The following is a 21,307-nucleotide window of genomic DNA, read 5'->3' on the forward strand; positions in this document are numbered from 1 at the left end:
TACTCATTTGGGACTTTATTTATACGCTACGCCCTTACAGACGCGATTTGACAAACGTGGCAATTCGTTCCATGCCCCGTTCGATCGTCGTCATATCCGTGGCGTAGGAAGCCCGCACATGGTCATCCGCCCCAAAGGCAATGCCCGGAATCAGGGCCACCTGCTGCTCACTCAGAAGCGCATCGCAAAATTCCAAAGACGACATCCCCAATTGCCTAATGTTGATGAACATGTAGAACGCCCCATTGGGTTTCACGCAGGACAGGCCCGGAATCGCGTTAATCATGTCGTAAATGGCCTGCCGCCGTTCCGTAAAGGCCGACAGCATATGCGCCACACAATCCTGGGAACCTTCCAGCGCCGCGATCGCGCCGAATTGGGCAAAGGTGCAGACGTTCGAGGTACTTTGGCTTTGCAACGTGGTCACGGCTTTAATCAACTCCGGTGAGCCGGAGGCCGCATAGCCCAATCGCCAACCCGTCATCGCATAGGCTTTAGCAAACCCGTTGCTAATAATGGTTCGGGCAAAGGCTTCGGGACTAGCCGCTCCGATGCTGAGATGCTCCGCGCCATCGTAGAGCAGTTTTTCGTAGATTTCATCGGAGACGACCAGAATGTCTTTTTCCACCACCACGTCTGCGATCGCCCGAATTTCCGCAGGGCTATAGACCATCCCCGTGGGGTTGGAGGGTGAATTCATCACCAGAATTTTGGTTTGGGGCGTGATGGCCGATCGCAGCTGTTCCGGCGTAATTTTATACCCTGACTCTGCGGTCGTGGGCAGAATGACTGGCGTTCCACCCGCCAGTTTAACCATTTCGGGATAGCTCACCCAGAAGGGCGCGGGAATGATCACCTCGTCCCCGGGATCGACCAAGGCCAGAAAAATGTTGAATAGGGAATGCTTGCCGCCATTGGTAACGACCACATTTTCGGCCTGGAGGGAAAGTTGATTATCAGTTTGCAACTTCTGGGCGATCGCTGCCCGCAACTGCGGTTCCCCAGCGGCGGGGCCGTAGCGCGTTTTTCCAGACTTGAGAGCCTCGATCGCGGCATTCTTGATATGCTCTGGGGTATCAAAATCCGGTTCCCCCGCACTGAAGCTGCAAATATCAATGCCATCTCGCTTCATGGCTTTGGCCTTTGCATCGATCGCCAACGTCAATGAAGGTGTTACCTGCCCAATCCGTGCTGCCAGCTTCATAGTTTCAGACAAATCCTTTGAAATCACCCAGAACGCACCCAGTGTTTCAATTCCCTGGCGAGTTCCAAGGAAGGTTGGACAAGGGAGCAGTTACGCTGCCGGGAAATGGATGACTTACTGTACTTATTCCCTATTTATTATGAAGCGATTGTAGCCTTCATAACCAAGGGAAATCAGTAAAGGATGTAATGAGGTAATCACATTTATCCAGAGCCGCTGGATGACTCTAGACTAGGCTACAGACCCGGCTCAACGACAAGCCCGGTAGTCCCTAAAATCGTTGGCTAGCGGTAATGACTTCTTCTCAACCTCGGCTTAGCTCTATCAAAAGTGAAGGATCCATAGGAATTCTGTATGATTCCGCTTGGGTGACGATCGCGGTAACTGATTTATCCGCTGCCCAACAGTTCTATCAGGCGCTGTTTGCCTGCGAACCCAGCCGCATCTTGCCCGATCGCTATGTGGAGTTCCAGTTGGCTGGACTACGGTTAGGAATTTATCGACCCACAAAATTTCCTATCAGTGCTTCGGAAAGGTCAGAGATCGCGGCGCTGCCCCAAGCATCCATAAGTTTGTGCTTTCAGGTGCAGGACTTGGATACCACAATCGCCCAGCTTGACCAATTACAGGTTCCCCACGATGCGGTCGCGATCGCATCCCATGGCCGCGAAGTCTATGCCTACGATCCCAACGGCAATCGCCTGATTTTTTATCAACCCAATGCCCGTTAAGTCGGGTTAACCGGAAGCTGCGGTTGCTGGTGCGGCGCGGTTGTTCGATCGCAAAATTCCGCAAAGGTCACAAATTGCCCATAACGCCCAATCCACCGCAAATAGCGTTCCAATCGGGTCACCATCGCAGCGCCCCCATGGCGCGCAATATACTGCGGCAGTCCGTAGCCTTGGATCGGCCCAAACTCCCAGGGATGGAAGTACAGATTGAGTTGGCGATCGCTCACCAATGTCCACACTGACAGTAGCTTGTAGCACCAGAGCGGCAAGTTCTTGAAACTCAGCCAAAACAAGGGAAACCGAATGCCAGGGGTGACGGATACGGGAATATTCAGCAAACGATCTACCCTATAGGGCTGCCGGGGTTGCTTGAGATTGTTATAGCGTCCGGGGATCCAGGTGGGATTCATGGAGGAATTGTAGCGATAGCCCGCTGCTGCAATTTCCCGATCGGCCACCGGTTGCAGCCGCGCCATGCGATACCCCACGATCGCTTGCCCAGTGACATCCGCTAACACTTGCCGCGATTTGGCTAAATCCTGCACCTCAAAGGAGGAATGGTAAAACCCGTGGGACGCAACTTCATGGCGTTGGGCGATCGCTTGCATCACCTCCGGAAAACGTAGGGCAAAGTTAGCCGTGGTAAAAAAAGTTGCCCGCACATTCAATCGATCGAGCACCCCTAAAACCGCTTGCAAACCCTGTAAGGACACCTGGAACTGGGTTTCTGGATCGACCGTTTGGCCATATTCCAGGGGAATATCAAATTCTTCGACATCAAAGCTGAGGAGAATGAAGCGATCGCGGCGTGGCATATGATTCGTAATTGAGGGCGGTGGTCTAGGCGTTTGTTAATCCAGCATAGGGGGTTTTCCTAGGGGTTTTTGCGAAAGGGCGATCGGGAATGCGTTCAGCCAGCAATTTCAAGCAAAAATTTCGCTAGACTGCTTTATGCCCCTTGAGGAGTTTGTATGGCTTCTGAAAAGCGCGACCAACAACACCCGCTCTACGCCACCGATCGGCAGATTGTCAATTCTCTCCTGAGCGGTGAACCCACGGACTATAACTTAGCAGAACTGGCTCGATTACGGATCCGCTATCAAGGGTTCCCCGGTGCCCGGGATATCCAAACGGACTTAGACAAAGTGCTGAGTCAGTGGCAGTTGACGGAAGCGGTTCTGTTTGAAAAAACCCGCGAACTCCACGGCAGCACTCGGCTCTACAACGTGCGAGGACGACGCCAAGAAGAAGACTGGAGTTAGTCCACTCGGGGCATAAGGTTATCCCCCTGGATTAGCCTGGTGAGTAGGTTGAATCCTAGTCAGACAGGTAGATCAGAGCGATAGAGAATGTTTAGTCAGCTATGGCTGGCAGCGCCCTAGGGCAAGCATTGTTTCTGGGGCGCGTGCTGTCAGTTGGAGACAAAGCTAGCTCGACTAAAAGCTGGCCCGACTAAAAGCTAGCTCGACTAAAATCATAGTAGAAACCCACTTCTAGCCATTCCAGCGATGTTCAGCACCACAGTAACCGATACTGGTCAAATCACTCTGCCGGAAGAAATTCGCCAACATCTCAAGCTGGTGGGCGGCAGCCGCATTGAGTTTGTGATTGACGAAGACGGTGAAGTCAAAATTTTTCCCCTCAATGTTGCAGTAGAAGACTTATCTGGAATTCTCTACCGCCCAGGAACTCAACGAGTATCCTTTGAGGAAATGGAAACAGCAATCTCCGAGGCGGTAGATGATTGGAATTGATACTAATATTCTTGTCCGATACCTTACTCGAGATGATGAACAGCAGTGGCAGCAGGCTTTTGCAATCATTCAGCAGAATCAGCCCTGCTTTATCACCAATATCGTTCTGTGTGAGTTGGTTTGGGTTCTTCGGGGCACGCACTACAATTTTCGCAAAGACAAGATTATTACTGTCCTAGAATCCATGTTGCATAGTGCAGCTTTTGAATTTGAAAATCGATCAACAGTTGACCAAGCCCTACAGCGATACAAACAGGGCAAAGCAGATTTTTCTGATTATTTGATTGGGGCTGTCTCTCGGCAAGCAGGTTGCACAGAAACTGTCAGCTTCGACGGTAAGTTGAAAGGTGAGCGAGGGTTTCAGTGCCTCGAATAGCCTTGCACGTAGCCCCTTCGCCCCGAATCTACAATTAGACTTTACAAACCTATAACTCCTAATCCACACCTACAGCGCTACTGCGGGTTAGGTGAAGTATTGGAAGGACTGCCCGATCGCAAAGAAACTGAGGGAGAAGTTGTCGATCGAGGTGGCATAGCTTGGGAAGCAGCCGTTGGCGGTACTGCACCTGGGGCATTCAAGGCTTGTGCTTTAGCCGTTTGGGACATCGGTTCCAAAACCTGCGCCATCTGCGCCTGCTGCTGCAACTGCTGACTGGAAGACACCAACCCACTGAGACCATTAATCAGATTCCGCAAATTATCCCGCAGCTTCGGATCACCCACTAAGTCATCCAGATCCGCTGTGATTTTCTGCGCATTTTGAAACGTGGCGCGGGCCGAATCCAAGGTTTGCTGGAGCAATGCTAGATTCGCTGGATTATTTAACGCAGTGGAAGCATCTTTGAGATTGGCCGAGGCTTGGGCGGCATTGGCGGATAACTGTTCTAGGTTTTGTAGAAGCTGGCCGCTGGCAACCCGATCGATCGCAGGCTCCAACTTCGTCACCGACGATCGCAGGGCACTGCTGGTTTGGCTCAAGTTTTCCAACGTCGTCACTAGAGTTGTGCGATTACTGGCCAGTAGCTCATTCACCTGGGCCAGCGTCAAATTGGCACGATTGGCCACTCCTCCTAAGGATTGGGCCGTTGTAGCAAAGGTTTTAGCGGTGCCTGAGACGACCGAGAGTTCCTGGCGGGCGCTGCGGGCCAGACTCCCAAACTCACGGCTGACCTTGGCAATTTCCGCAGCAGCGGTGCTAGAGTTCTGGGTCAGTTTGGCTAAATCCTTGACAAAGGCAGGATTGCTGTAGGCATTGGTGAACTGGATGGTGCTGCGAATTAGCTCTTCTGTACTCACCCCCAGTTGCCCCTTCAGTCGCGAACCATCGCAGAGCATTTGACTCTGATCGCAATCCCGATCGAGGGGTTTTGTAGTTGCTTGTAGCGTCGGGGTGTCAGGCTTAGGCGTAAGATCCATCATACTTTCCCCCAGCAAGCTTGACTGGTTGACACTGACTTCAACATTACTGGGAATCACCAAATTAGCAGGGGCAATATTAATTTTCACTTCAACGCCATTCGGCCCCGGCTGAATGCTGGCAATCCGGCCTACCACAACCCCCCGATACCGAACAGGAGATCCCACCTGAACCCCGGAAATATTGCTGAAATCAACCGTCACTTCAAAACTGCGATTGGCCGGATTAAACCCTTTGATCCAAGCTGCTAAAAATACAAAGAGTCCAAGTCCCGTCAAAATGAGTAAACCGACTGAACCCTCTCGAATCATTCGCGATCGCATGGTCTTCACTCCAGCACCTGAATTGGCCCTTCGACCTGTCCACCAAAAAATTGTCTGACCATTGGATGGTCTGTTGTATCAATCTCGTGACACTTTCCTTCCCATTGCACCCGGCCTTGATAGAGAAACACAATGCGATCGGTGGTTCGCCGAATCGTGCTGTCCTGGTGAGTCACCATCACGTAACTCTCGCAGACCCCATCGGTATGTTGCAACGATCGCACCAAGTCCTCAATCACGGTAGAAGCAATCGGATCCAGCCCTGCCGTTGGCTCATCATAGAGCAACAGCGCGGGAGAGTCCGCTGGATTATCTGGATTGGCCATAATGGCTCGCGCAAAGCTGACTCGCTTCCGCATCCCCCCTGACAACTCCGCAGGATAGCGCTGACTAATCCCTGGTAACCCTACCATAGCCAGCTTTTCTTCCACCATCTCCCGGATTTTTTTACGGGGCAGCCGTGAATGCTGATACAACACAAAGCCTACGTTTTCTTCCACAGTGAGCGAGTCAAACAGGGCCGCCTGCTGGAAAACCATACCAATGCCGCCCGATCGCAGATTATCCTCAATCAACCCCTGCCGCAATTGCCCCCGGACCCAAATTTCCCCAGCGTCTGGAGCTGTCAGCCCTGCCATCACTCGCAAAATGGTTGATTTACCCGTTCCCGAAGGCCCAATGATGCCCAAGGCTTCCCCAGGATAAATCGCCAGATCTACCCCATCCAACACTCGATGCTGCCCAAAGGTTTTGGTTACGCCCTTTAGTTCAATTAACGGTTCAGCCATTTGCTAGAATTTTTCACGCTTAAAAGGCATAGTGTTGCCGTAGTAGATACCCAGTTAGCTTAACCTCAATCCTCAACTTTGACTTGAATCCCTGAGAATTCTAGAAAACCATTCTCACTTTTCATACAAAAAAATTGTTGAGTCTAAAAACTGTTTAGTTTAAAAACCTTGTTTAATCCCCTTGGAGTTTTCCGCTAGATGCAACGTTTCCTTGCAATTCTTTCTTCTAGATTCCTCCTCCTAGACTCTTCCTCCGCGTCTTCCCATAAAGCAGGGCGCTTGTGATCATTCTGCCTCCAATCCATCCGTATTGTTAATGACTCCCTTCCTTAAATCTGATGGGACAGTGGGAAAGATGGAGTGGTCAACAGCTTCAATACACCTGTCTCAGAAACTCCACCTCCCGTTCCCCAAAACTCCCCCGTTCCCCAAAACTCCATAGCCAGACATCGGATATAGCCTATAGACATATCTCCATAGACACATTTACAAAATAGAAATATCTGCAAACGAGTCCTGAGCCCATGGCCCCCGATCGACTAATCCCGCTTTCTTGCTTTTCCCTTCATGAACGATCGCCTTTCGGTTAAATGATCCCATTTGGAGCGTAAGAAACCAGCAGAATTTCAAACCTAGGCTATCCTGACTGGCATAAGCTTTTTGCGGCCCCTACCCCTGCCCGGATATTTGTTCCTGTTCTCGTCTATTGTTTCTTGAGCCTTTTGTTGAGCATTTGCCAATGACCACTAATCGATTGATCCGACGAACCATGCGCACTCTTCGCCAGGAGTCCCGCCATGTCTTTCCCAGTCTTGGCCGCTGGTTTCGCTGGCTAGCCCCTGGTCTATTGCTCAAACGCTGGATGCTGATTAGTGCGGGAGGGGTTCTGCTGGTTTCCCTGGGCTTTGCCATTTGGGTCAAGCTGACACCGATCTATTACCTCACTCAATTTGCGGGCGACTTCCTTGAAACCGTAACTCGCATGGTGCCGAACTATATGAGTGGACCACTGGTGGCAGCCGTGGGATTTTTGCTGATTTGGTGGGGCCAAACTCGTACCTTCGATTCCATTACAGAAGTCCTGATGCCCGATGAGGATCAAGGGTTGGTGGATGTACTGTGGACCCATCGACGGTTGAATCGGGGGCCGCGAATTGTCGCGATCGGCGGCGGCACGGGCTTGTCTACCCTACTGCGGGGCTTGAAGCTGTCGAGTACCAATGTGACCGCGATCGTTACCGTAGCGGACGATGGTGGATCCTCTGGACGGTTACGGCGGGAAATTGGAGTCTTGCCACCGGGGGATATTCGCAACTGCCTAGCAGCCCTGGCGGATGAAGAAAAGCTGATGACTGAACTATTTCAATACCGGTTTAAGGCCGGGGATGGCTTAACCGGGCATAGTTTTGGCAATCTTTTCCTGACGGCCATGAGCGAAGTGACGGGAGATTTGGAGCGGGCGGTTGCGGCCAGTTCCAAGGTTCTAGCAATCAAAGGGGAAGTGCTGCCTGCCACCTTGAGTGATGTTTGCCTCTGGGCAGAAATGGAAGATGGACGGCGGATTGAAGGCGAATCCAATATTCCTGAAGCGGGTGGCAAAATCGTTAATATTGGCTGTACGCCGGCCAACCCTCCAGCACTCCCCAAGGCGATCGCGGCGATTCACGAAGCGGATTACATCATCATTGGCCCCGGCAGTCTCTACACCAGCATTATTCCGAATCTTCTCGTTCCGGAAATTGCTGAAGCGATCGCCCAACGCCAAGTCCCCTGTGTTTACATCTGTAACGTCATGACCCAACCGGGGGAAACCGATGACTTCACCGTAGCCGATCATATTCGCGCGATCGATCGGGTTTGCGGTCAACCGCTGTTTGATGCAGTTCTCGTCCAGCGTCGTCCACCGTCCGCCAAGGCGATCGCCCACTATGCCAAGGAAAACTCCTATCCTGTCGTGTTGGACAGTGAAGCAGTAGGACAACTGGGTCGGCGTATCATTCGGGCAGACGTGATTGACGAGGATCCGGATACGGGGTGGGTTCGCCACAATCCCCAGCAATTAGCAGGGGTGCTGCTCCGGTGGTACGAGCGGCAAAATCGGGCGCTGTATGCCCAGGAAAGCCGTGAGGATATGGTCAGAAGCTACCACCGAGAAGGATAACGCTGAAAAGCATAAACGCCGCAAAGGATCGTGAATGAGTCGAGATAATTTAGATCAAAATCAACCACTGTCCCAACTAGCTACCTCCCATCAGCCCGTTTCCAGGGAACGGTTCCAAGGCAACCAACAGCGAGGGGAAATCTTGAATTCGACCGATCGCGTGTGCACCTCACAACTCACCCTGAATCTCGCCAATGCCGCCGCGACGCACGATTTTGGCGTGTATCTCGGCCAGCACCTTCCTACGAGCACCGTGATTTTGCTAGAGGGTGACTTAGGGGCTGGCAAAACGAGCCTTGTGCAAGGGATCGGTCAAGGTTTGGGGATTGAGGAGACGATCGACAGTCCCACATTTACTCTGATTAACGAATATTTTAGTGGTCGTTTACCCCTCTACCACTTGGATCTTTACCGCCTTGCCCCCGAAGAAACGGCGGATCTATACCTAGAAACCTATTGGGACGGCAGCGAAGCTGAACCGGGCATTATGGCGATCGAATGGTGCGATCGATTGCCCTACAAGCCCGATCGCTACTTATTGCTTCAGTTGACCTACCCGGAAGCGACTCAAGGCATTGAAACTGAGGGGCGTCAAGTGACCCTCACCGCGATCGGGGGATTGACCCTAGCGGATTTTGGGCTTGAGTTGGGGTAGATCTTTGGGGTAGACCTGTAGAGAGTCTAGAGACGGGACGCGATCGTTGGAGTGAATGCTGACTGGTTAGCAGGAATGGCGGAAATCGGTGCGGGAGCCATCATGTCCGCAGGCAGAAAAATTCGAGCACTCACCGCCACTAAGGCGAGGCCAAAGACTAAGACAACAATCAGCGGCGCAATGTATTGACGGAAGAAAGCCATAGCTGTCAGGGTGATGTGTTAACTTTTCTAAACTTTATCCTATTCTCTATCCGATTTGTTGATTGTCCTGAGGCGTTAGGATTCGTCCCCGGTTTGCTGTGCCGTCCCCTGCCATGGGGCAAAAATCGGCAGCAGTAACAGCCCCGGCAACGCCGCCACAATGGTCATTAAAAAGAAGCTACTCCAACCCAGGGCATTGGCCCAAGCACCTGCCGGAGAGGCTAAAAGGTCGCGACTGACCGCCATCAAACTAGAGAGTAGGGCGAATTGAGTAGCAGAGAATTGGGGATTACACAACGTCATCATGAAGCCCAAAAAGCCTGCTGTACCTAACCCGCCACAGAAGTTTTCCACCACGATCGCGGCTAACAATCCAGCATCCGTTTGGCCCACGCCCACCTGTACGCCATTGGTCAATGTTGGAATCCAAACTAACAGCCCACTTTTTCCAAAGGTTGCTAGGAGCCAATAGGCCAGGTTGCTCGCAGCCTGCAAGACTCCAAACACCCACAGGGACTTATTCACCCCAATTTTGCTAAAAACGGCTCCCCCGAAGATCGTTCCCGCGATCGTGGCAAAGATGCCGAGAATTCCTTGAATAATGCCAATTTCGCCCTGTTGATAACCAGCACTGAGCAAAAACGGAACAGCCATGGAGTTCAGCAAGGCATCTCCGTAGCGGTAAAGCACAACAAAGCCAAGCGCCGCCACTGCACTCTGCCAGCCCATGCGGCGAAAGAATTCCTGGAACGGCTGCACGATCGCCGCCTGCATACTGGTCGGTTTAGCGAACTGTTTCGGTTCCGGAGCCAGCAGCGTTGCAACAATCCCAATACTCATTAACCCCGCCACCAGCCAGTAGACCTGCTGCCATGACCAATGCTGGGGATTTTTGGGATCGGCGATCGCTAGGGCTATGCCCCCCGCAATCACCAACGCAATCCGATAGCCTGTCACGAAAAAAGCCGCCCCACTGCCCATTTCCGACACCTTCAACACATCCGTTCGATAGGCATCGGCGCTGATATCCTGGGTCGCACTGAGAAAGGCCACGAGTAAGGCAAGCTGGAAGAAGGGACTGGGAAGAATCGTAATCAAAGCCTGCCAAAATTCGCACAACCCTTGGAACGAAGAAGCTGCGCAGGTGTTGCTGGAGTGAATCGTGAGTTGGGCCAGTTGGCTAGGACTTTGACTACCTAGGACGACAATCGCGACCACTAGGGCAATTTGAGCCAATAGTAGCCAGCCCCGTCGCCGACCCAGTAGCGGAGGAATGTAGCGATCGAGCAAGGGAGCCCAAAAGACCTTGAGGGAATAGGGAAGCGCCGCCAACCCAAATAGACCAATCACGGTGGCGGAAACCCCATTGGTGGTGAGCCATGCCTGCAATGCCCGCCCGGTGCCCGTTAACAAAAAGGGTAGGCCCCCAGCAAACCCCAGCAGGGAAAGAACCCCCATTTTACGAAGGTGGGTGAAGCGACGGGATGACTCAACCGAACTCACAGCAGTCCCTCAAATAGCGAAATTAAGCGATCGGTATTGCACGATCGTTCCTGCCATCATGCCACACCGATCGCCCGAAAAATCGTTATGGCTGCTGTTCGAGATGGAACCCCAGCCGAAGGTTGAATGATCGCCAATTTAGAATCGCGACGATCGCTTAAAGATCGCTGTACCGTTCTTCTGCAAAGGGCTCACCCCGATGGTGATAGCCGTTCCGCTCCCAAAACCCCAATTCCTGCCGATCGAGAAATTCCAGCCCGTTAATCCACTTAGCCCCTTTCCAAGCGTAGAGATGGGGAACCACGAGCCGCACTGGGCCACCGTGGGGCGCAGGCAAGGGTTCACCATAGAGGGTGTGGGCCAAGAAATTTTCTTCTCGTACAAAATCTTCTAAGGCTAAATTGGTTGTATACCCACCGTAGGCGTGCTGCATCACATGCACAGCCTTGGGATCAACCTCGATCGCCTGCATAAAATCTGTAACCTTGACGCCGCACCACTGCACATCCAATTTGGACCAAGTCGTCACACAGTGGAAGTCCGCCGTAAACTCACTTTGGGGCATGGCCATGAGATCCTGCCAGGTGATGACCTTCTCTTGGGCTAGCCCCCATACTTTAAGCTGCCAATTTTCAGCAGCAACGGATGGTGTATCTCCGTAGGTCAACACTGGAAAACCTGTTGCCAGGTGCTGCCCCGGAGGTACACGATCGCGCAATTCGTCGCTCGGCTTGTGAAAAAACTTGCCCAGCATCTTGCTACAACCTTACTCTTCGTCTTCTGTTTCAGTGGGATAAACAAATCCCTTAGCCCGACCGGTGAGGACAGACTTACCGAGAGACAGAGCACGCTGAGCTTGCAGTTCAGCCTTCCGGTTCCAAGTCGCACGACGCTGATCGCGTTTGCCATTGGAGGTTTTCTTCTTAGGACATGCCATAGTACTCTGAGTCTTGCTGTTTTAGACAACCTTTCAATTCTACGCTATTGGAAGAGCCTTGTCAGTTTTTCGATCGATAAGATCAATAAAATCCTACTCGCACTAAAAAGTATCAAAAAATATTCCGATCGCGCCATGCTCCTCCAAGGATCTCCCCCCACTTGCCCCCTGGAGCCCCCATTCGAACCCCTAAAAAAGTAGCCTCGAAAAAAGTAGCTTCGGAAGTTTGCACCCCGAAGCTACTTGGACGATCGAACACGATCTGATCAATTTCAAACTTTAATCAACAGATAGGCAGCAACCGTCCCCCATAACAGGATCTAACTGTCTATTGGTGAAGGCTGATTGATGTCCTTTCCACGATGAGATCCACGGTGAGAGTGTTACTTGGAACCCAGGACTTGATCCTTCGTATCGTTAAACTTCACATAGAACTCTTGGCGCTTTTCGGCCTTCAACATAAAGCGGATGATGAACCACGTGGAGTAGCCCAAACCAATCAACTCCAAAACGGGCTCAACCAACGGAATTTCATTCAAAGCAGCCAACAAAGCTAGGGTCAGCTTGACGGCTACGATCGACCCAAAAATCAATCCCAGGGTGACCATCAACTGCTTGTACTCAGTGAAGAATTCACCCAAACGCTCCGGCAGATTGGACAGAATCTCGTAGGCAACACTCAGCACTTCCTTGACCTGTTCGCTGGTCTCGTTTGAACTAGACAGTTGCGCCAGAGTGCCAGCATCTTCCAGGCTGATCGTTGCTTCCGATTGTGCTGTAGATTCAGCTTGTTGCAATTCAGTTTCCATACCTAACATTACGTCCTCTCAACCACGACTCGTTAATGATACTGCCTCTCTTGGATTTCTTGCCATCCGTTTTCACCAGGAGATAGGCAAATCAAATCAAACGCAACTTTTGACCCCAATTAGGCCCAAAGATCTCGAAGTGAAGCATTTACCCATTTTTAAGACTGCAAACCGCAGAATTGCTCAATTTTTTGCCAAATAGCTTCTGGAATCTCCGTGAGAGCATGGTCGTCATCCACGCTTTCCACCGTCACCCAAGGGCGATTTTGGGAATATTGATAACTAGATTGAATCGGAATGATTTGATCCCCTTGACCATGAATAATTAATGTGGGTAGGGATTTTTGTAAATGTGATTCAGAGTACTGTTCTAAATCCTGGATAAATTGATAGTGCAGCGGCAATTTTTGTCCTTCGCCATGGTGGTCAACCATCATCGGTTCCCCCGCTTGCCACTTGTGCAAAGCCGCTGGCTCGATCGTCGGCAGCCAGTTTTCCAAAAAATAAAAGGCGGGGGCTAGTAAAACCAACCTTTGCACATTCGCAAATCGCTCCCCCAACCAAGCGGCGGTCAGTCCCCCAAAACTAGAGCCAATCAGTGTCACAGCGGGTGCATCAGCAATTAGTGTTTGGACTTGGTGAATTTGACGACTGAGGGTGAGGTGCGAGAAATCATTTTGATTAAGATCCGGCGTAATGAGGGGTTGGTGATATTTTTGCCATCGGGATTTGGCAAACTGGGCTTTCCACGATCGTGGACTGGAGGCAAACCCATGGAGATAGACATACATCATAAGAAAACCCTATAAAAGTTATGATCAAAAATAATCATTAAAGGCAATCATTCAAAACAATCATTTTCCATCGGACGATCGTACGTTCCGTTAAACCTCGGTTGAATTGCCAACGATTCGGTGCATAAACCCTCCTAGACTCAGCCAGGACTCTGTCAGATGGGATATAGAGGGAATTGGGGTGTCCTCGCTAGGATGGGGCGTAATTGCCCCGGCAGAAAAACACGTAACAATCATGGCAGCGGGAACCCATGGATCTAATCGCTGCAAAAGTATATTTTAAGGAGTTGGAAGTCAGGACATGCCACCCAAAAGACGCAGGCGAACTATGGATCTCCTCGAATATCAAGCTAAAGAACTATTCCGCACGGTTGGCATTCCCGTCTTGCCCTCCCAACGGATCGATCGGCCCAAGGATCTGAGAAATCTCACCATTCCCTACCCTGTAGTTTTAAAGTCCCAAGTCTACATTGGGGGCCGGGGCCGCATGGGGGGAGTCCGCTTCGTTGAAAATACTATTGATGCGGTTGCCGCTGCCCAAACGATTTTTAATTTGCCCATCATGGGCGAATATCCCAAGGCTTTGCTGGCAGAAGCCAAATTTGATGCCGTTCAGGAGTTTTATTTAGCCGTTACATTAAACCGATCGATTCGTCGCCCGGTTCTCCTAGGCTCGTGTAAAGGGGGGATGGAAGTCCAGTCGGCCATTGACCAAATGCAGCAAGTCGTCGTGGACGGGGACTTTTCACCGTTCTATGCCAGACAGTTGGCCCTCAAGATGGGGTTGCAGGGCGATTTGATGAATGCTGTCAGCCAAGTGATTGAAAAAATGTATTGGCTGCTCGATGACAAGGATTTAGATCTGATTGAAATTAACCCGCTAGCGGTGGATCACGCCGGTCAGATCATGGCCTTAGATGGCAAGGTGACGGTCAACGATGGCTCCTTAGGGCGACATCCTGATCTCGCGAGTTTGAGCGAATCCCCGATCGTCAATCCCCTCGATCGGCAACCGGAACTGCAAATGACCATGGATACCAATGGGTCGATCGGCTTGATTTGCAATGGCGCGGGGTTGACCATGGCTACGCTAGATTTGGTGTATCAGGCCGGTGGTAAGCCCCTGTGTTTTCTCAACATCGGCAGCGAAACCCACCATCAATGGCTCCCCAATACCCTGTGTCAACGCTTGGATCAGGGGCTCCATCGCATGGGGCAACAGTCCCAACTTAAGATCATTTTAGTCAACTTAGTTGGCGGCATTGTTTCCTGCCAAGATATTGCCCAGACGTTAGTGGAGTTCCTGCAAAATCACACCCACAATGTGCGAACTTATACCCGGACTCAAGAAGACACGATCGTCAGCCGAGTCACCTTTACACCGCAAGTGATTGTGCGCCTCGCGGGCAAGGACTACGAAGCTGCTAAGGAAATCCTGAGTGGAACGTCGATCGTGGTTCTGGAGGATCTGGATGCAGCGATCAAGGAAGTGATGCAGCGAGTTAAACCTAATAAAACCTCGTCTTAACCAATACTTAACCCGAAGGAAACTCAGTAATTTTACGGAAATTCTTGAGTGGCCCAAGATCGGACGAAGACATCCGGGCATTGTAGGAAATGTCATCCATCTAGCCACAGCCCTCAACTAAAATCGCTATCCTATAAGCTTCACCTTATGTGTGCGCCAAGAATCCTGGGAGAGTGGTGGCTGTAAACTTGCTATCTTTTCAGCACGCAGGGAGTGGGGCTCGATCCTCAAACAGCTTGCGAGTTTGGAGACAACCGTTTTATAGTCCATAGCACAAGCTCTCAGGCGAATGTTTGAGCGAATGGATTCTTCCTGCCAAAGAATAAGTAATTTCGCTCAAGAATAATTAATCCAGTGCAGTTTGATATTTATGATTTTTTCGCCCACTAGCCAAGTCATTATTCAAGGGATCACAGAACCCCTAGGAATGACCTATGCTCCGTTAATGAAAACCTACGGCACTCATATTATTGCAGGGGTGAGTCCGGGGTATGGAGGCAGCACAGTGGCCGATATTCCGATTTACGACATGGTTGAACAAATTCCCACGATCGCGCGGGGCATCTCAACCACAGTTATCTGCACCCATCCCTATGCAGCCTTGGATGCGGCGCTGGAGGCCATTCGAGCTGGCATTCGGCAAATTATTCTCATTAGCCAAGGGATTCCGCCCCTAGATATGGTGCATCTTGTGCGCCAAGCGGAGGCAACGGAAACGTTGGTGGTTGGCCCCAATGGCCCTGGAGTGATTGTGCCAGGACAGTTATTGTTGGGCATTCATCCCCCCGATTTCTACATGCCAGGGAATGTAGGATTAATCACCCGCAATGGCCCCCTAACCTATGAAATTGCCCGCACCTTAACCAGGGCGGGGATTGGACAGTCGATCGGGGTCAGTATTGGCTGTGATGCGATCGTGGGTTCCACGTTTCCCCAATGGCTACAAATTCTGGAGGAAGACGACCAAACGGAGGCGATCGTTTTAGTGGGAGAGATTGGCGGCGATAGTGAAGAACGGGCAGCCCACTATATTTCAGAGGCGATCGATAAGCCCGTTGTCGCTTACATTGCTGGTCACACTGCTCCGCGTAATCGTCGAATTGGCCATGCAGGGGCCATTATTGAATCCAAAACCTTCGACTTTGGCCCAGATATTGGGACAGCAGAAAGTAAAGTAGCGGCCTTCAAGCGGGCGGGAGTTCCCGTGGCCGAGCGTCCCTCCCAAATTCCTGATTTGGTGCATAAATTGCTGAAGCGATCGCCTTCAAAACTCCAAGCCTCATGACACAAAGAACTTTTGCGATCGCTGACACTCTGAGGGATTTATCTGGCTCATAGCTGTCTCATAGAGATTTTTCTGTGAACCAGAAAAATCTAAGTGCAAGGGGTTAACTGAGGCGTTCCGAGAGGTAATCTGCGGTTGCTTCCACTAGCGCGATCGCGTTGTCGTAGTCCATTCGGGTGGGGCCTAAAACGCCAATACTCCCCACAGGAATGTTGCCGCGATGGTAGGTGGAGGAAATGAGTGTGCAGGAACGAATCGGTTCAAGGGGATTTTCTGCACCAATGCGCACCATCACCCGTCGATCGCGGGAGGCTTGTAAATCGCCACCTTGGGGTCGATCGAAAATCAAAGGCACCAGTTGCTGTTGCCCTTCTTCTAATAATTGCAAAATGGTTTGTAACTGTTGCAACTCGGAAAACTCCGGTTGCCGCAGCACTTCTGCCAAGCCGCTAATCAAAATCTGAGTGGGCGCAGCCCCCTGAGCCAGCCGTTGATCCACTTCCTGGACGATCGCGGTCAGCAAGCTACCATACCGCTCAAATTCCTGTCCCAGTTCCCGCCAGTCCACGGCCTGCACATCCACTAACGTTTTGCCTCGGAGGCGATCGTTCAAAAAGTTGGACAACACCTGTAATTCCTGCTCCAACAATTCCGCATCTTCCGGCTCCGGCGATTCCGGCAAATCCATCAGCACCGACTGCGTTTCATAGGTATCTGTCACCAGAATTAGCATCACTCGCTTGGGGTCAACTTGCACCAGTTGCAAATGGCGCAGCTCCAAATTGTGGGTGAGCGGGGTCGTAATCAGGGTGATGTAGCCACTCAAAGTTGCAAGAATTTGTGCAGCACCTTTTAAAACAGCTTCTGCGCTCCAGTTGCTTGCCTGCAAGCGATCGGCCAACAATCGTTCTACCTGGGGCGTCATCTGTGGCATGGGCTGCATCAAATGATCCACATACAATCGATAGCCCGAATCCGACGGAACTCTGCCCGCCGAGGTATGGGGCTGATACAACAGGCCCGCTTTCTCCAAAAACCCCATGGCATTCCGAATCGTCGCGGAACTCACACTCATCTTATATTCTTTAACCAGTACTTCTGATCCGACGGGTTCTGCGGTGGCAACATAGTGTCGTACCGTAGCCCAAAGAACCTGCTGCTGGCGGTTGTTAAGGGTGACTTGAATAGACATTTTGAAGCTACTGGGAAGGGAACTAAACGGGCGTTAAATGAGGATTAAAACGGATTAAGGTTCAAAACAGATTCAGTACAGATGCAGTTAAAACAGATGCAGGGAAACCTGCTGCTCGCGTAAAATCACTGACTATTGACCAACTGACGGCCCATTGGACCAACTGACGGCCCACAGACTGACTGCCCTTCAGCACAAGATTGCTATGGAAACTCCGGTCCGCAGGCGATTCCGGTTCGCAAGCAATATTTCCGCAGGCAATCCTGGAGTCGTCAAGGTGCGATCGAAGAAATTCTAAAAATGTAGAAAAATCTTGACGGACAACTTCACGCTCCGATCTCCTAGCAGACTCAACAGAACGTAACAGACTCAACAGACTTCTGGCACAGAACCCGGAAGTTGTTAAGTTTTTGCAATTTCTGCAATGATGTGTCCCTAAGATAGCAGATCTCGTTTTCTGTCGTTGCTGAGGGTGAGCAGTTTTGGCGCAATTTTCAAAAGCAAGAATGCAGCATTTGTAGGCAGTTCTCTCCCTTGGCAGAGTCCCACCTGATTTGCACTTGTCAAAATTCTTGCACTTGTCAAAATTCGCCGATCGTCTAGTCAAACCAGAAGGCTGGCTAGTAGCGAGGAATCGACGGATCGATCAATACGGAGTAAGCGTCAATCCCCCCAGTAATATTCTTCACTTGCGTAAATCCCTGTCCCATCAGCCATTGGCACATCTGGGCCGATCTCATACCGTGATGACACAACACCACAATGGCTTGATCCGCATCCAGACGACTGTGAATATCCCGCGACCAGACTTCGTACTGGCTTAAGGGGAGACTGATGCTATTCGGTAACTGCGCGATCGCCAGTTCTTCCGGCTCACGGACATCCACGAGTTGCAAGGAATCCGGCATATTGGCCAATTGTTGAGCCAGTTCTTCAACACTAATGCTGGGCAGAGTGGGTTGAAACATAGGAATGGAGACTTAACAGGCTGGGGACTAACGGACTAGGGACTAACAGGCTGGGGACTTAACGGTCTGAGAACTTAAAAGGATTGAAACTCAAGCTCATAGATAATCCCCGCCCAGCCTACCATGCTCTCCAATCCGCAAACGAGTCCCCGTTGATCAATCTCAGGGGATCCCCTGCATTCAACGGGTTAATAATGCGCTAACAATGAGTTCACCATTGGTTGACCGTGGTCTAAATCGCTTGTTGATTAATCACCTTGATATGGGTGGGCGGAATGTGGGCGGGTGGGCGGACGGTTTTTCGGCGGGCAAGGGCACTGTGGGGCAATACCCGCAAAATTTCATCCACCGTTGTCACCCCTGCGTTAACTTTCGCGATCGCGGCCATGCGGAAGGATTCAAAATTACTCTCCGCTAAATATCCATGGAGTTGGGTCATGGTGCCTTCATAGATAATCTGTCGCACCGTGTCGTCGATATTCAGCAGTTCAATGATGGCTTCCCGACCCAAATGTCCGGAGTTGAAACACCGTGCACAACCTTTCCCCTTCATCCAATTGTGGGCTTGGGCTTCTTCACGGGTAATGCCCAAAATCGTCAATTCTTTGTCGGTCGGGGTATAGGGTTCAGCACAATGGGGGCAGACCTTGCGCACCAACCGTTGGGCTACCACGCCTAACAAGGCATCACTCAGCAACCCAGGATCCGGCCCAATATCCTTCAAACGAGGAATCGCACTGGTGGCATCATTGGTGTGCAGGGTGGTCAGTACTAGGTGACCTGTTAAGGCTGCACGTACAGCGGTTTCTGCGGTTTCATGATCACGAATTTCCCCCACCATAATGATGTCCGGATCCTGCCGCAGAATCGATCGCAGCCCTGCTGCAAAGGTCATGCCTGCGGCTTCATGGACTTGGGTTTGGGTAATCCGGGGTAAAACGTACTCTACGGGATCCTCCACCGTCACCACGTTGACATATTCCGTGGCGATCGTCTGCAAGCTGGTGTAGAGCGTACTGGTTTTCCCAGACCCGGTTGGGCCAGTGAAGATCACCATTCCTTGGGGTTGCTTCAGCCAGGATTGGTAAATTTCCAACGTATGGGGCGTAAATCCTAACTCATCCATACCCGAAAAGGGGTTTTCGCGGGGCAGCAACCGGATCACGGCTTTTTCCCCACCGACACAGGGCAAAGTACTCACCCGCATGTCCAGCCCCATTTCATTTTGCTCACCGGAGGCGTAGCTTTCGCCGATCCGAGCATCCTGGGGACGGCGGCTCTCCGCAATATCCATACTGGACATTACTTTGAGCGCGACGATCGCCCGTCGGCTAATTTCGGGGGGCAGGGTGGTAATGTCTCGCAGAATGCCATCAATCCGATAGCGCACTCGTAACCCTTCCGCCGTAGGCTCCAAGTGAATGTCACTGGCTCGGTTGCGCAAGGCCCCCGAAATAATCGTTTTAATGCGGCCAATCTGATCTTCGGCACGGGAGAGATGCAGTTCGGTGATCTGACCAATGTCTTCCTGCTCCCGCTCTCCAGTTAAAGGATTCACCAACGGCACAGCACTGATCGTATTGCGATCCAGATGGGCCAAGTGATACCAAGTGCGATAACTTTTTTCAGCAACTGGAATCACCTTAATCTCTGTTAGCGTGCGTTCGCCGATCGCCCGTAGTTCTGCTTGAGAGAGCGCTTTGGGGCAGCCCAGGTAGTAACAATTCCGCCATAGCAGTAGCGGAATCACCGTTGGCAGGGATTGGCGATCGGCAAATTGCCGCATGAAGCGATCGCTGACTTCCCCGTCGAGGAGCTCAAAGATGACATTTCCGTCGCGATCGATCAACAACTCTAGGGCTTCATCAACGGTAATTGCGCGTTGTTTGAGTTGTTTCCAAACAGAGAGGCTAGTTGCTTTCATAGGGGTAGGGCTGGGGATGAAGGAGAATCAGTCGCTCTTGTAATATCTCTCAGCAATATCTCTCACGAGAATCCCATGGTTATGCATGGGGGGAGCACTGGCTGGATAAACCTTTTGATAACTTTACGAACATCAATTCAGAGAAATGCAGCACAGATTTAATAAGCTCCATTCAACAACTGATTAACTCCAGAGAACGGGTAGAACCACTTGTAGAACCACTTACTAGCTACTTGATCAAACTCCCTAAATCCGTAAACTACAAGTCTAGAAAAATACATCATCTCCCAAAAAGAAAGGATGCAAGTAAGAATGACGGTAAGCGTTGGGCTAAAATTGGACAATTAGGCAATTTAACCGTGAATTCAGCTAAGAATACAGAACTTCGGACTGTTCATGCTGACTTTCAACCACCATCCGAACGATGATTTGAACGAGTTCTGACCGATCTGAACGAGATCTGAATGCCGATCTGCCCGGGCAAAATCGAATCCTACCTCTCGAATCCTACCTCTCGAATCCTTAATCCGTATCCAGGACTGACTCTGTATCTAAATCCTCATCAACCGCAGATTCTAAAGGGTCTACCTGCCCCGCTGCTTCTGGTTCATGGAGGGGTGCGCTGACTTGGGTACGCTTTTCAGCCAAAAATTTCTGCATGGCCTCTCGGCGATTGGTCATGAAGCGATGCCAAAACCCTGGAATCAGCGTATCCATGCTCTTTGCGATCGACCAAACTTCCATCGCCATCATGTTATAAAAGGCTCGATCGCTGCTCCGCAGTCGCTCTAACCACTGTTCGATCGTCATGTGGTTCGGGGTTTGATCGGGCGTAGCATCCTCAGGTGGTTCAGAAGGAGGATCCGACATCTCGGGTACTGGGTTTTCGGGTTGAGGAACCGTATCATTTTCGAGCATGCTACCTAGCGTCCATCCAAAGGAATAGGCGATGTCGCAATTGTAACTATTCTCAGCATAGCCATACTTAAGCATCGACCGAGGGATTGCGGATCTATCATCGATCGTGATTCTCCGCCTCGATCCATGGGGCTAGGTGAGTTAGCCACCAGTGCTTCAACCAGCTACCGCCCCTGAGCTTTAATTTCCAGATTCCCAGAGTCTAATTCTCTC

At 51.1% G+C, this 21,307-nt stretch carries 22 protein-coding genes; 8 read left to right on the plus strand and 14 right to left on the minus strand.

Annotated elements, in window-relative coordinates; genetic code table 11:
• Positions 1-34: 34 nt before the first annotated feature.
• Positions 35-1,204, minus strand: a complete 1,170-nt coding sequence (locus tag H6G21_RS18905; protein ID WP_190574973.1) for a pyridoxal phosphate-dependent aminotransferase — start codon at positions 1,202-1,204, stop codon at positions 35-37.
• A 293-nt stretch (positions 1,205-1,497) separates the two neighbouring features.
• On the opposite strand from H6G21_RS18905, the gene H6G21_RS18910 reads away from it, so the two are divergent.
• Positions 1,498-1,935, plus strand: a complete 438-nt coding sequence (locus H6G21_RS18910) for a VOC family protein (RefSeq protein ID WP_190574974.1) — start codon at positions 1,498-1,500, stop codon at positions 1,933-1,935.
• Here H6G21_RS18910 and H6G21_RS18915 read toward each other — a convergent pair.
• Positions 1,932-2,750, minus strand: a complete 819-nt coding sequence (locus H6G21_RS18915; protein ID WP_190574975.1) for a polysaccharide deacetylase family protein — start codon at positions 2,748-2,750, stop codon at positions 1,932-1,934. The genes H6G21_RS18910 and H6G21_RS18915 overlap by 4 nt on opposite strands.
• A 156-nt stretch (positions 2,751-2,906) precedes the next feature.
• Between H6G21_RS18915 and H6G21_RS18920 the strand changes: the two genes are divergently transcribed.
• The 3 genes from H6G21_RS18920 to H6G21_RS18930 all read left to right on the plus strand — a co-directional run bounded on the left by H6G21_RS18920 (position 2,907) and on the right by H6G21_RS18930 (position 4,065).
• The gene (locus H6G21_RS18920; RefSeq protein WP_190574976.1) at positions 2,907-3,197 is read left to right on the plus strand and encodes a DUF3288 family protein; all 291 of its coding nucleotides are present in this window, start codon (positions 2,907-2,909) and stop codon (positions 3,195-3,197) included.
• Positions 3,198-3,443: 246 nt separating this feature from the next.
• A complete protein-coding gene (locus tag H6G21_RS18925) occupies positions 3,444-3,689 on the plus strand; it encodes an AbrB/MazE/SpoVT family DNA-binding domain-containing protein (protein ID WP_190574977.1) in 246 nt (81 codons plus the stop codon).
• A complete protein-coding gene (locus H6G21_RS18930; RefSeq protein ID WP_190574978.1) occupies positions 3,676-4,065 on the plus strand; it encodes a type II toxin-antitoxin system VapC family toxin in 390 nt (129 codons plus the stop codon). Before H6G21_RS18925 ends, H6G21_RS18930 begins: the two co-directional genes overlap by 14 nt.
• Before the next feature lie 77 nt (positions 4,066-4,142).
• Here H6G21_RS18930 and H6G21_RS18935 read toward each other — a convergent pair whose 3' ends face one another.
• Both H6G21_RS18935 and H6G21_RS18940 read right to left on the minus strand, forming a co-directional pair.
• The gene (locus tag H6G21_RS18935) at positions 4,143-5,429 is read right to left on the minus strand and encodes an MlaD family protein (protein WP_190574979.1); all 1,287 of its coding nucleotides are present in this window, start codon (positions 5,427-5,429) and stop codon (positions 4,143-4,145) included.
• A gap of 5 nt (positions 5,430-5,434) precedes the next feature.
• Positions 5,435-6,217 carry an ATP-binding cassette domain-containing protein gene (locus H6G21_RS18940; protein WP_190574980.1) on the minus strand — a complete coding sequence of 261 codons (783 nt, stop codon included), beginning with the start codon at positions 6,215-6,217 and terminating at the stop codon, positions 5,435-5,437.
• Between the two features lie 769 nt (positions 6,218-6,986).
• On the opposite strand from H6G21_RS18940, the gene H6G21_RS18945 reads away from it, so the two are divergent.
• Both H6G21_RS18945 and tsaE read left to right on the plus strand, forming a co-directional pair.
• Positions 6,987-8,378 carry a gluconeogenesis factor YvcK family protein gene (locus tag H6G21_RS18945; protein WP_242041936.1) on the plus strand — a complete coding sequence of 464 codons (1,392 nt, stop codon included), beginning with the start codon at positions 6,987-6,989 and terminating at the stop codon, positions 8,376-8,378.
• A gap of 181 nt (positions 8,379-8,559) precedes the next feature.
• A complete protein-coding gene (gene tsaE, locus H6G21_RS18950) occupies positions 8,560-9,033 on the plus strand; it encodes a tRNA (adenosine(37)-N6)-threonylcarbamoyltransferase complex ATPase subunit type 1 TsaE (RefSeq protein ID WP_242041938.1) in 474 nt (157 codons plus the stop codon).
• 26 nt (positions 9,034-9,059) lie between these two features.
• On the opposite strand, the gene H6G21_RS18955 is transcribed toward tsaE, so the two are convergent.
• From H6G21_RS18955 to H6G21_RS18980, 6 genes are all read right to left on the minus strand, one after another.
• Complete coding sequence (locus H6G21_RS18955) at positions 9,060-9,236, minus strand: hypothetical protein (RefSeq protein ID WP_190574983.1); 177 nt, start codon at positions 9,234-9,236, stop codon at positions 9,060-9,062.
• A 75-nt stretch (positions 9,237-9,311) separates the two neighbouring features.
• Positions 9,312-10,694 (minus strand): MFS transporter, encoded by a 1,383-nt coding sequence (locus H6G21_RS18960; protein WP_190575038.1) that lies wholly within the window; start codon positions 10,692-10,694, stop codon positions 9,312-9,314.
• 202 nt (positions 10,695-10,896) lie between these two features.
• On the minus strand, positions 10,897-11,493 hold the full coding sequence (locus H6G21_RS18965; protein ID WP_190574984.1) for a sulfite oxidase-like oxidoreductase: 597 nt from the start codon (positions 11,491-11,493) through the stop codon (positions 10,897-10,899).
• 12 nt (positions 11,494-11,505) lie between these two features.
• Positions 11,506-11,676 (minus strand): 50S ribosomal protein L32, encoded by a 171-nt coding sequence (locus H6G21_RS18970; RefSeq protein WP_190574985.1) that lies wholly within the window; start codon positions 11,674-11,676, stop codon positions 11,506-11,508.
• A 383-nt stretch (positions 11,677-12,059) separates the two neighbouring features.
• Positions 12,060-12,485, minus strand: a complete 426-nt coding sequence (locus H6G21_RS18975; protein WP_190574986.1) for a CAAD domain-containing protein — start codon at positions 12,483-12,485, stop codon at positions 12,060-12,062.
• Positions 12,486-12,643: 158 nt separating this feature from the next.
• Positions 12,644-13,279, minus strand: coding sequence for a YqiA/YcfP family alpha/beta fold hydrolase (locus H6G21_RS18980; protein WP_190574987.1), 636 nt, complete (start codon positions 13,277-13,279; stop codon positions 12,644-12,646).
• Positions 13,280-13,607: 328 nt separating this feature from the next.
• On the opposite strand from H6G21_RS18980, the gene H6G21_RS18985 reads away from it, so the two are divergent.
• The gene (locus tag H6G21_RS18985; RefSeq protein WP_190574988.1) at positions 13,608-14,807 is read left to right on the plus strand and encodes an ATP-grasp domain-containing protein; all 1,200 of its coding nucleotides are present in this window, start codon (positions 13,608-13,610) and stop codon (positions 14,805-14,807) included.
• A 370-nt stretch (positions 14,808-15,177) separates the two neighbouring features.
• Entirely contained in the window at positions 15,178-16,092 is a 915-nt protein-coding gene (locus H6G21_RS18990) for a CoA-binding protein (protein ID WP_190574989.1), read from the plus strand.
• 103 nt (positions 16,093-16,195) lie between these two features.
• Here H6G21_RS18990 and hrcA read toward each other — a convergent pair whose 3' ends face one another.
• The 4 genes from hrcA to H6G21_RS19010 all read right to left on the minus strand — a co-directional run bounded on the left by hrcA (position 16,196) and on the right by H6G21_RS19010 (position 21,094).
• Positions 16,196-17,284 carry a heat-inducible transcriptional repressor HrcA gene (gene hrcA / locus H6G21_RS18995; protein WP_190574990.1) on the minus strand — a complete coding sequence of 363 codons (1,089 nt, stop codon included), beginning with the start codon at positions 17,282-17,284 and terminating at the stop codon, positions 16,196-16,198.
• A gap of 620 nt (positions 17,285-17,904) precedes the next feature.
• The gene (locus H6G21_RS19000) at positions 17,905-18,252 is read right to left on the minus strand and encodes a rhodanese-like domain-containing protein (protein WP_190574991.1); all 348 of its coding nucleotides are present in this window, start codon (positions 18,250-18,252) and stop codon (positions 17,905-17,907) included.
• 232 nt (positions 18,253-18,484) lie between these two features.
• Positions 18,485-20,176 (minus strand): GspE/PulE family protein, encoded by a 1,692-nt coding sequence (locus H6G21_RS19005; protein WP_190574992.1) that lies wholly within the window; start codon positions 20,174-20,176, stop codon positions 18,485-18,487.
• Positions 20,177-20,698: 522 nt separating this feature from the next.
• Positions 20,699-21,094 carry a hypothetical protein gene (locus tag H6G21_RS19010; protein ID WP_190574993.1) on the minus strand — a complete coding sequence of 132 codons (396 nt, stop codon included), beginning with the start codon at positions 21,092-21,094 and terminating at the stop codon, positions 20,699-20,701.
• Between the last annotated feature and the right edge of the window lie 213 nt (positions 21,095-21,307).

Origin of the sequence: Alkalinema sp. FACHB-956, from assembly GCF_014697025.1 — a bacterium.
Lineage (GTDB): Bacteria > Cyanobacteriota > Cyanobacteriia > Leptolyngbyales > Leptolyngbyaceae > Alkalinema.

Coding starts and splice junctions, on each gene's coding strand:
- H6G21_RS18905 (WP_190574973.1), bottom strand. CDS start 1,204: ATGAAGCTGGCAGCACGGATTGGGCAGGTAACACCTTCATTGACGTTG.
- H6G21_RS18910 (WP_190574974.1), top strand. CDS start 1,498: ATGACTTCTTCTCAACCTCGGCTTAGCTCTATCAAAAGTGAAGGATCC.
- H6G21_RS18915 (WP_190574975.1), bottom strand. CDS start 2,750: ATGCCACGCCGCGATCGCTTCATTCTCCTCAGCTTTGATGTCGAAGAA.
- H6G21_RS18920 (WP_190574976.1), top strand. CDS start 2,907: ATGGCTTCTGAAAAGCGCGACCAACAACACCCGCTCTACGCCACCGAT.
- H6G21_RS18925 (WP_190574977.1), top strand. CDS start 3,444: ATGTTCAGCACCACAGTAACCGATACTGGTCAAATCACTCTGCCGGAA.
- H6G21_RS18930 (WP_190574978.1), top strand. CDS start 3,676: ATGATTGGAATTGATACTAATATTCTTGTCCGATACCTTACTCGAGAT.
- H6G21_RS18935 (WP_190574979.1), bottom strand. CDS start 5,429: ATGCGATCGCGAATGATTCGAGAGGGTTCAGTCGGTTTACTCATTTTG.
- H6G21_RS18940 (WP_190574980.1), bottom strand. CDS start 6,217: ATGGCTGAACCGTTAATTGAACTAAAGGGCGTAACCAAAACCTTTGGG.
- H6G21_RS18945 (WP_242041936.1), top strand. CDS start 6,987: ATGCGCACTCTTCGCCAGGAGTCCCGCCATGTCTTTCCCAGTCTTGGC.
- H6G21_RS18955 (WP_190574983.1), bottom strand. CDS start 9,236: ATGGCTTTCTTCCGTCAATACATTGCGCCGCTGATTGTTGTCTTAGTC.
- H6G21_RS18960 (WP_190575038.1), bottom strand. CDS start 10,694: ATGGGGGTTCTTTCCCTGCTGGGGTTTGCTGGGGGCCTACCCTTTTTG.
- H6G21_RS18965 (WP_190574984.1), bottom strand. CDS start 11,493: ATGCTGGGCAAGTTTTTTCACAAGCCGAGCGACGAATTGCGCGATCGT.
- H6G21_RS18970 (WP_190574985.1), bottom strand. CDS start 11,676: ATGGCATGTCCTAAGAAGAAAACCTCCAATGGCAAACGCGATCAGCGT.
- H6G21_RS18975 (WP_190574986.1), bottom strand. CDS start 12,485: ATGGAAACTGAATTGCAACAAGCTGAATCTACAGCACAATCGGAAGCA.
- H6G21_RS18980 (WP_190574987.1), bottom strand. CDS start 13,279: ATGATGTATGTCTATCTCCATGGGTTTGCCTCCAGTCCACGATCGTGG.
- H6G21_RS18985 (WP_190574988.1), top strand. CDS start 13,608: ATGGATCTCCTCGAATATCAAGCTAAAGAACTATTCCGCACGGTTGGC.
- H6G21_RS18990 (WP_190574989.1), top strand. CDS start 15,178: ATGATTTTTTCGCCCACTAGCCAAGTCATTATTCAAGGGATCACAGAA.
- hrcA (WP_190574990.1), bottom strand. CDS start 17,284: ATGTCTATTCAAGTCACCCTTAACAACCGCCAGCAGCAGGTTCTTTGG.
- H6G21_RS19000 (WP_190574991.1), bottom strand. CDS start 18,252: ATGTTTCAACCCACTCTGCCCAGCATTAGTGTTGAAGAACTGGCTCAA.
- H6G21_RS19005 (WP_190574992.1), bottom strand. CDS start 20,176: ATGAAAGCAACTAGCCTCTCTGTTTGGAAACAACTCAAACAACGCGCA.
- H6G21_RS19010 (WP_190574993.1), bottom strand. CDS start 21,094: ATGCTCGAAAATGATACGGTTCCTCAACCCGAAAACCCAGTACCCGAG.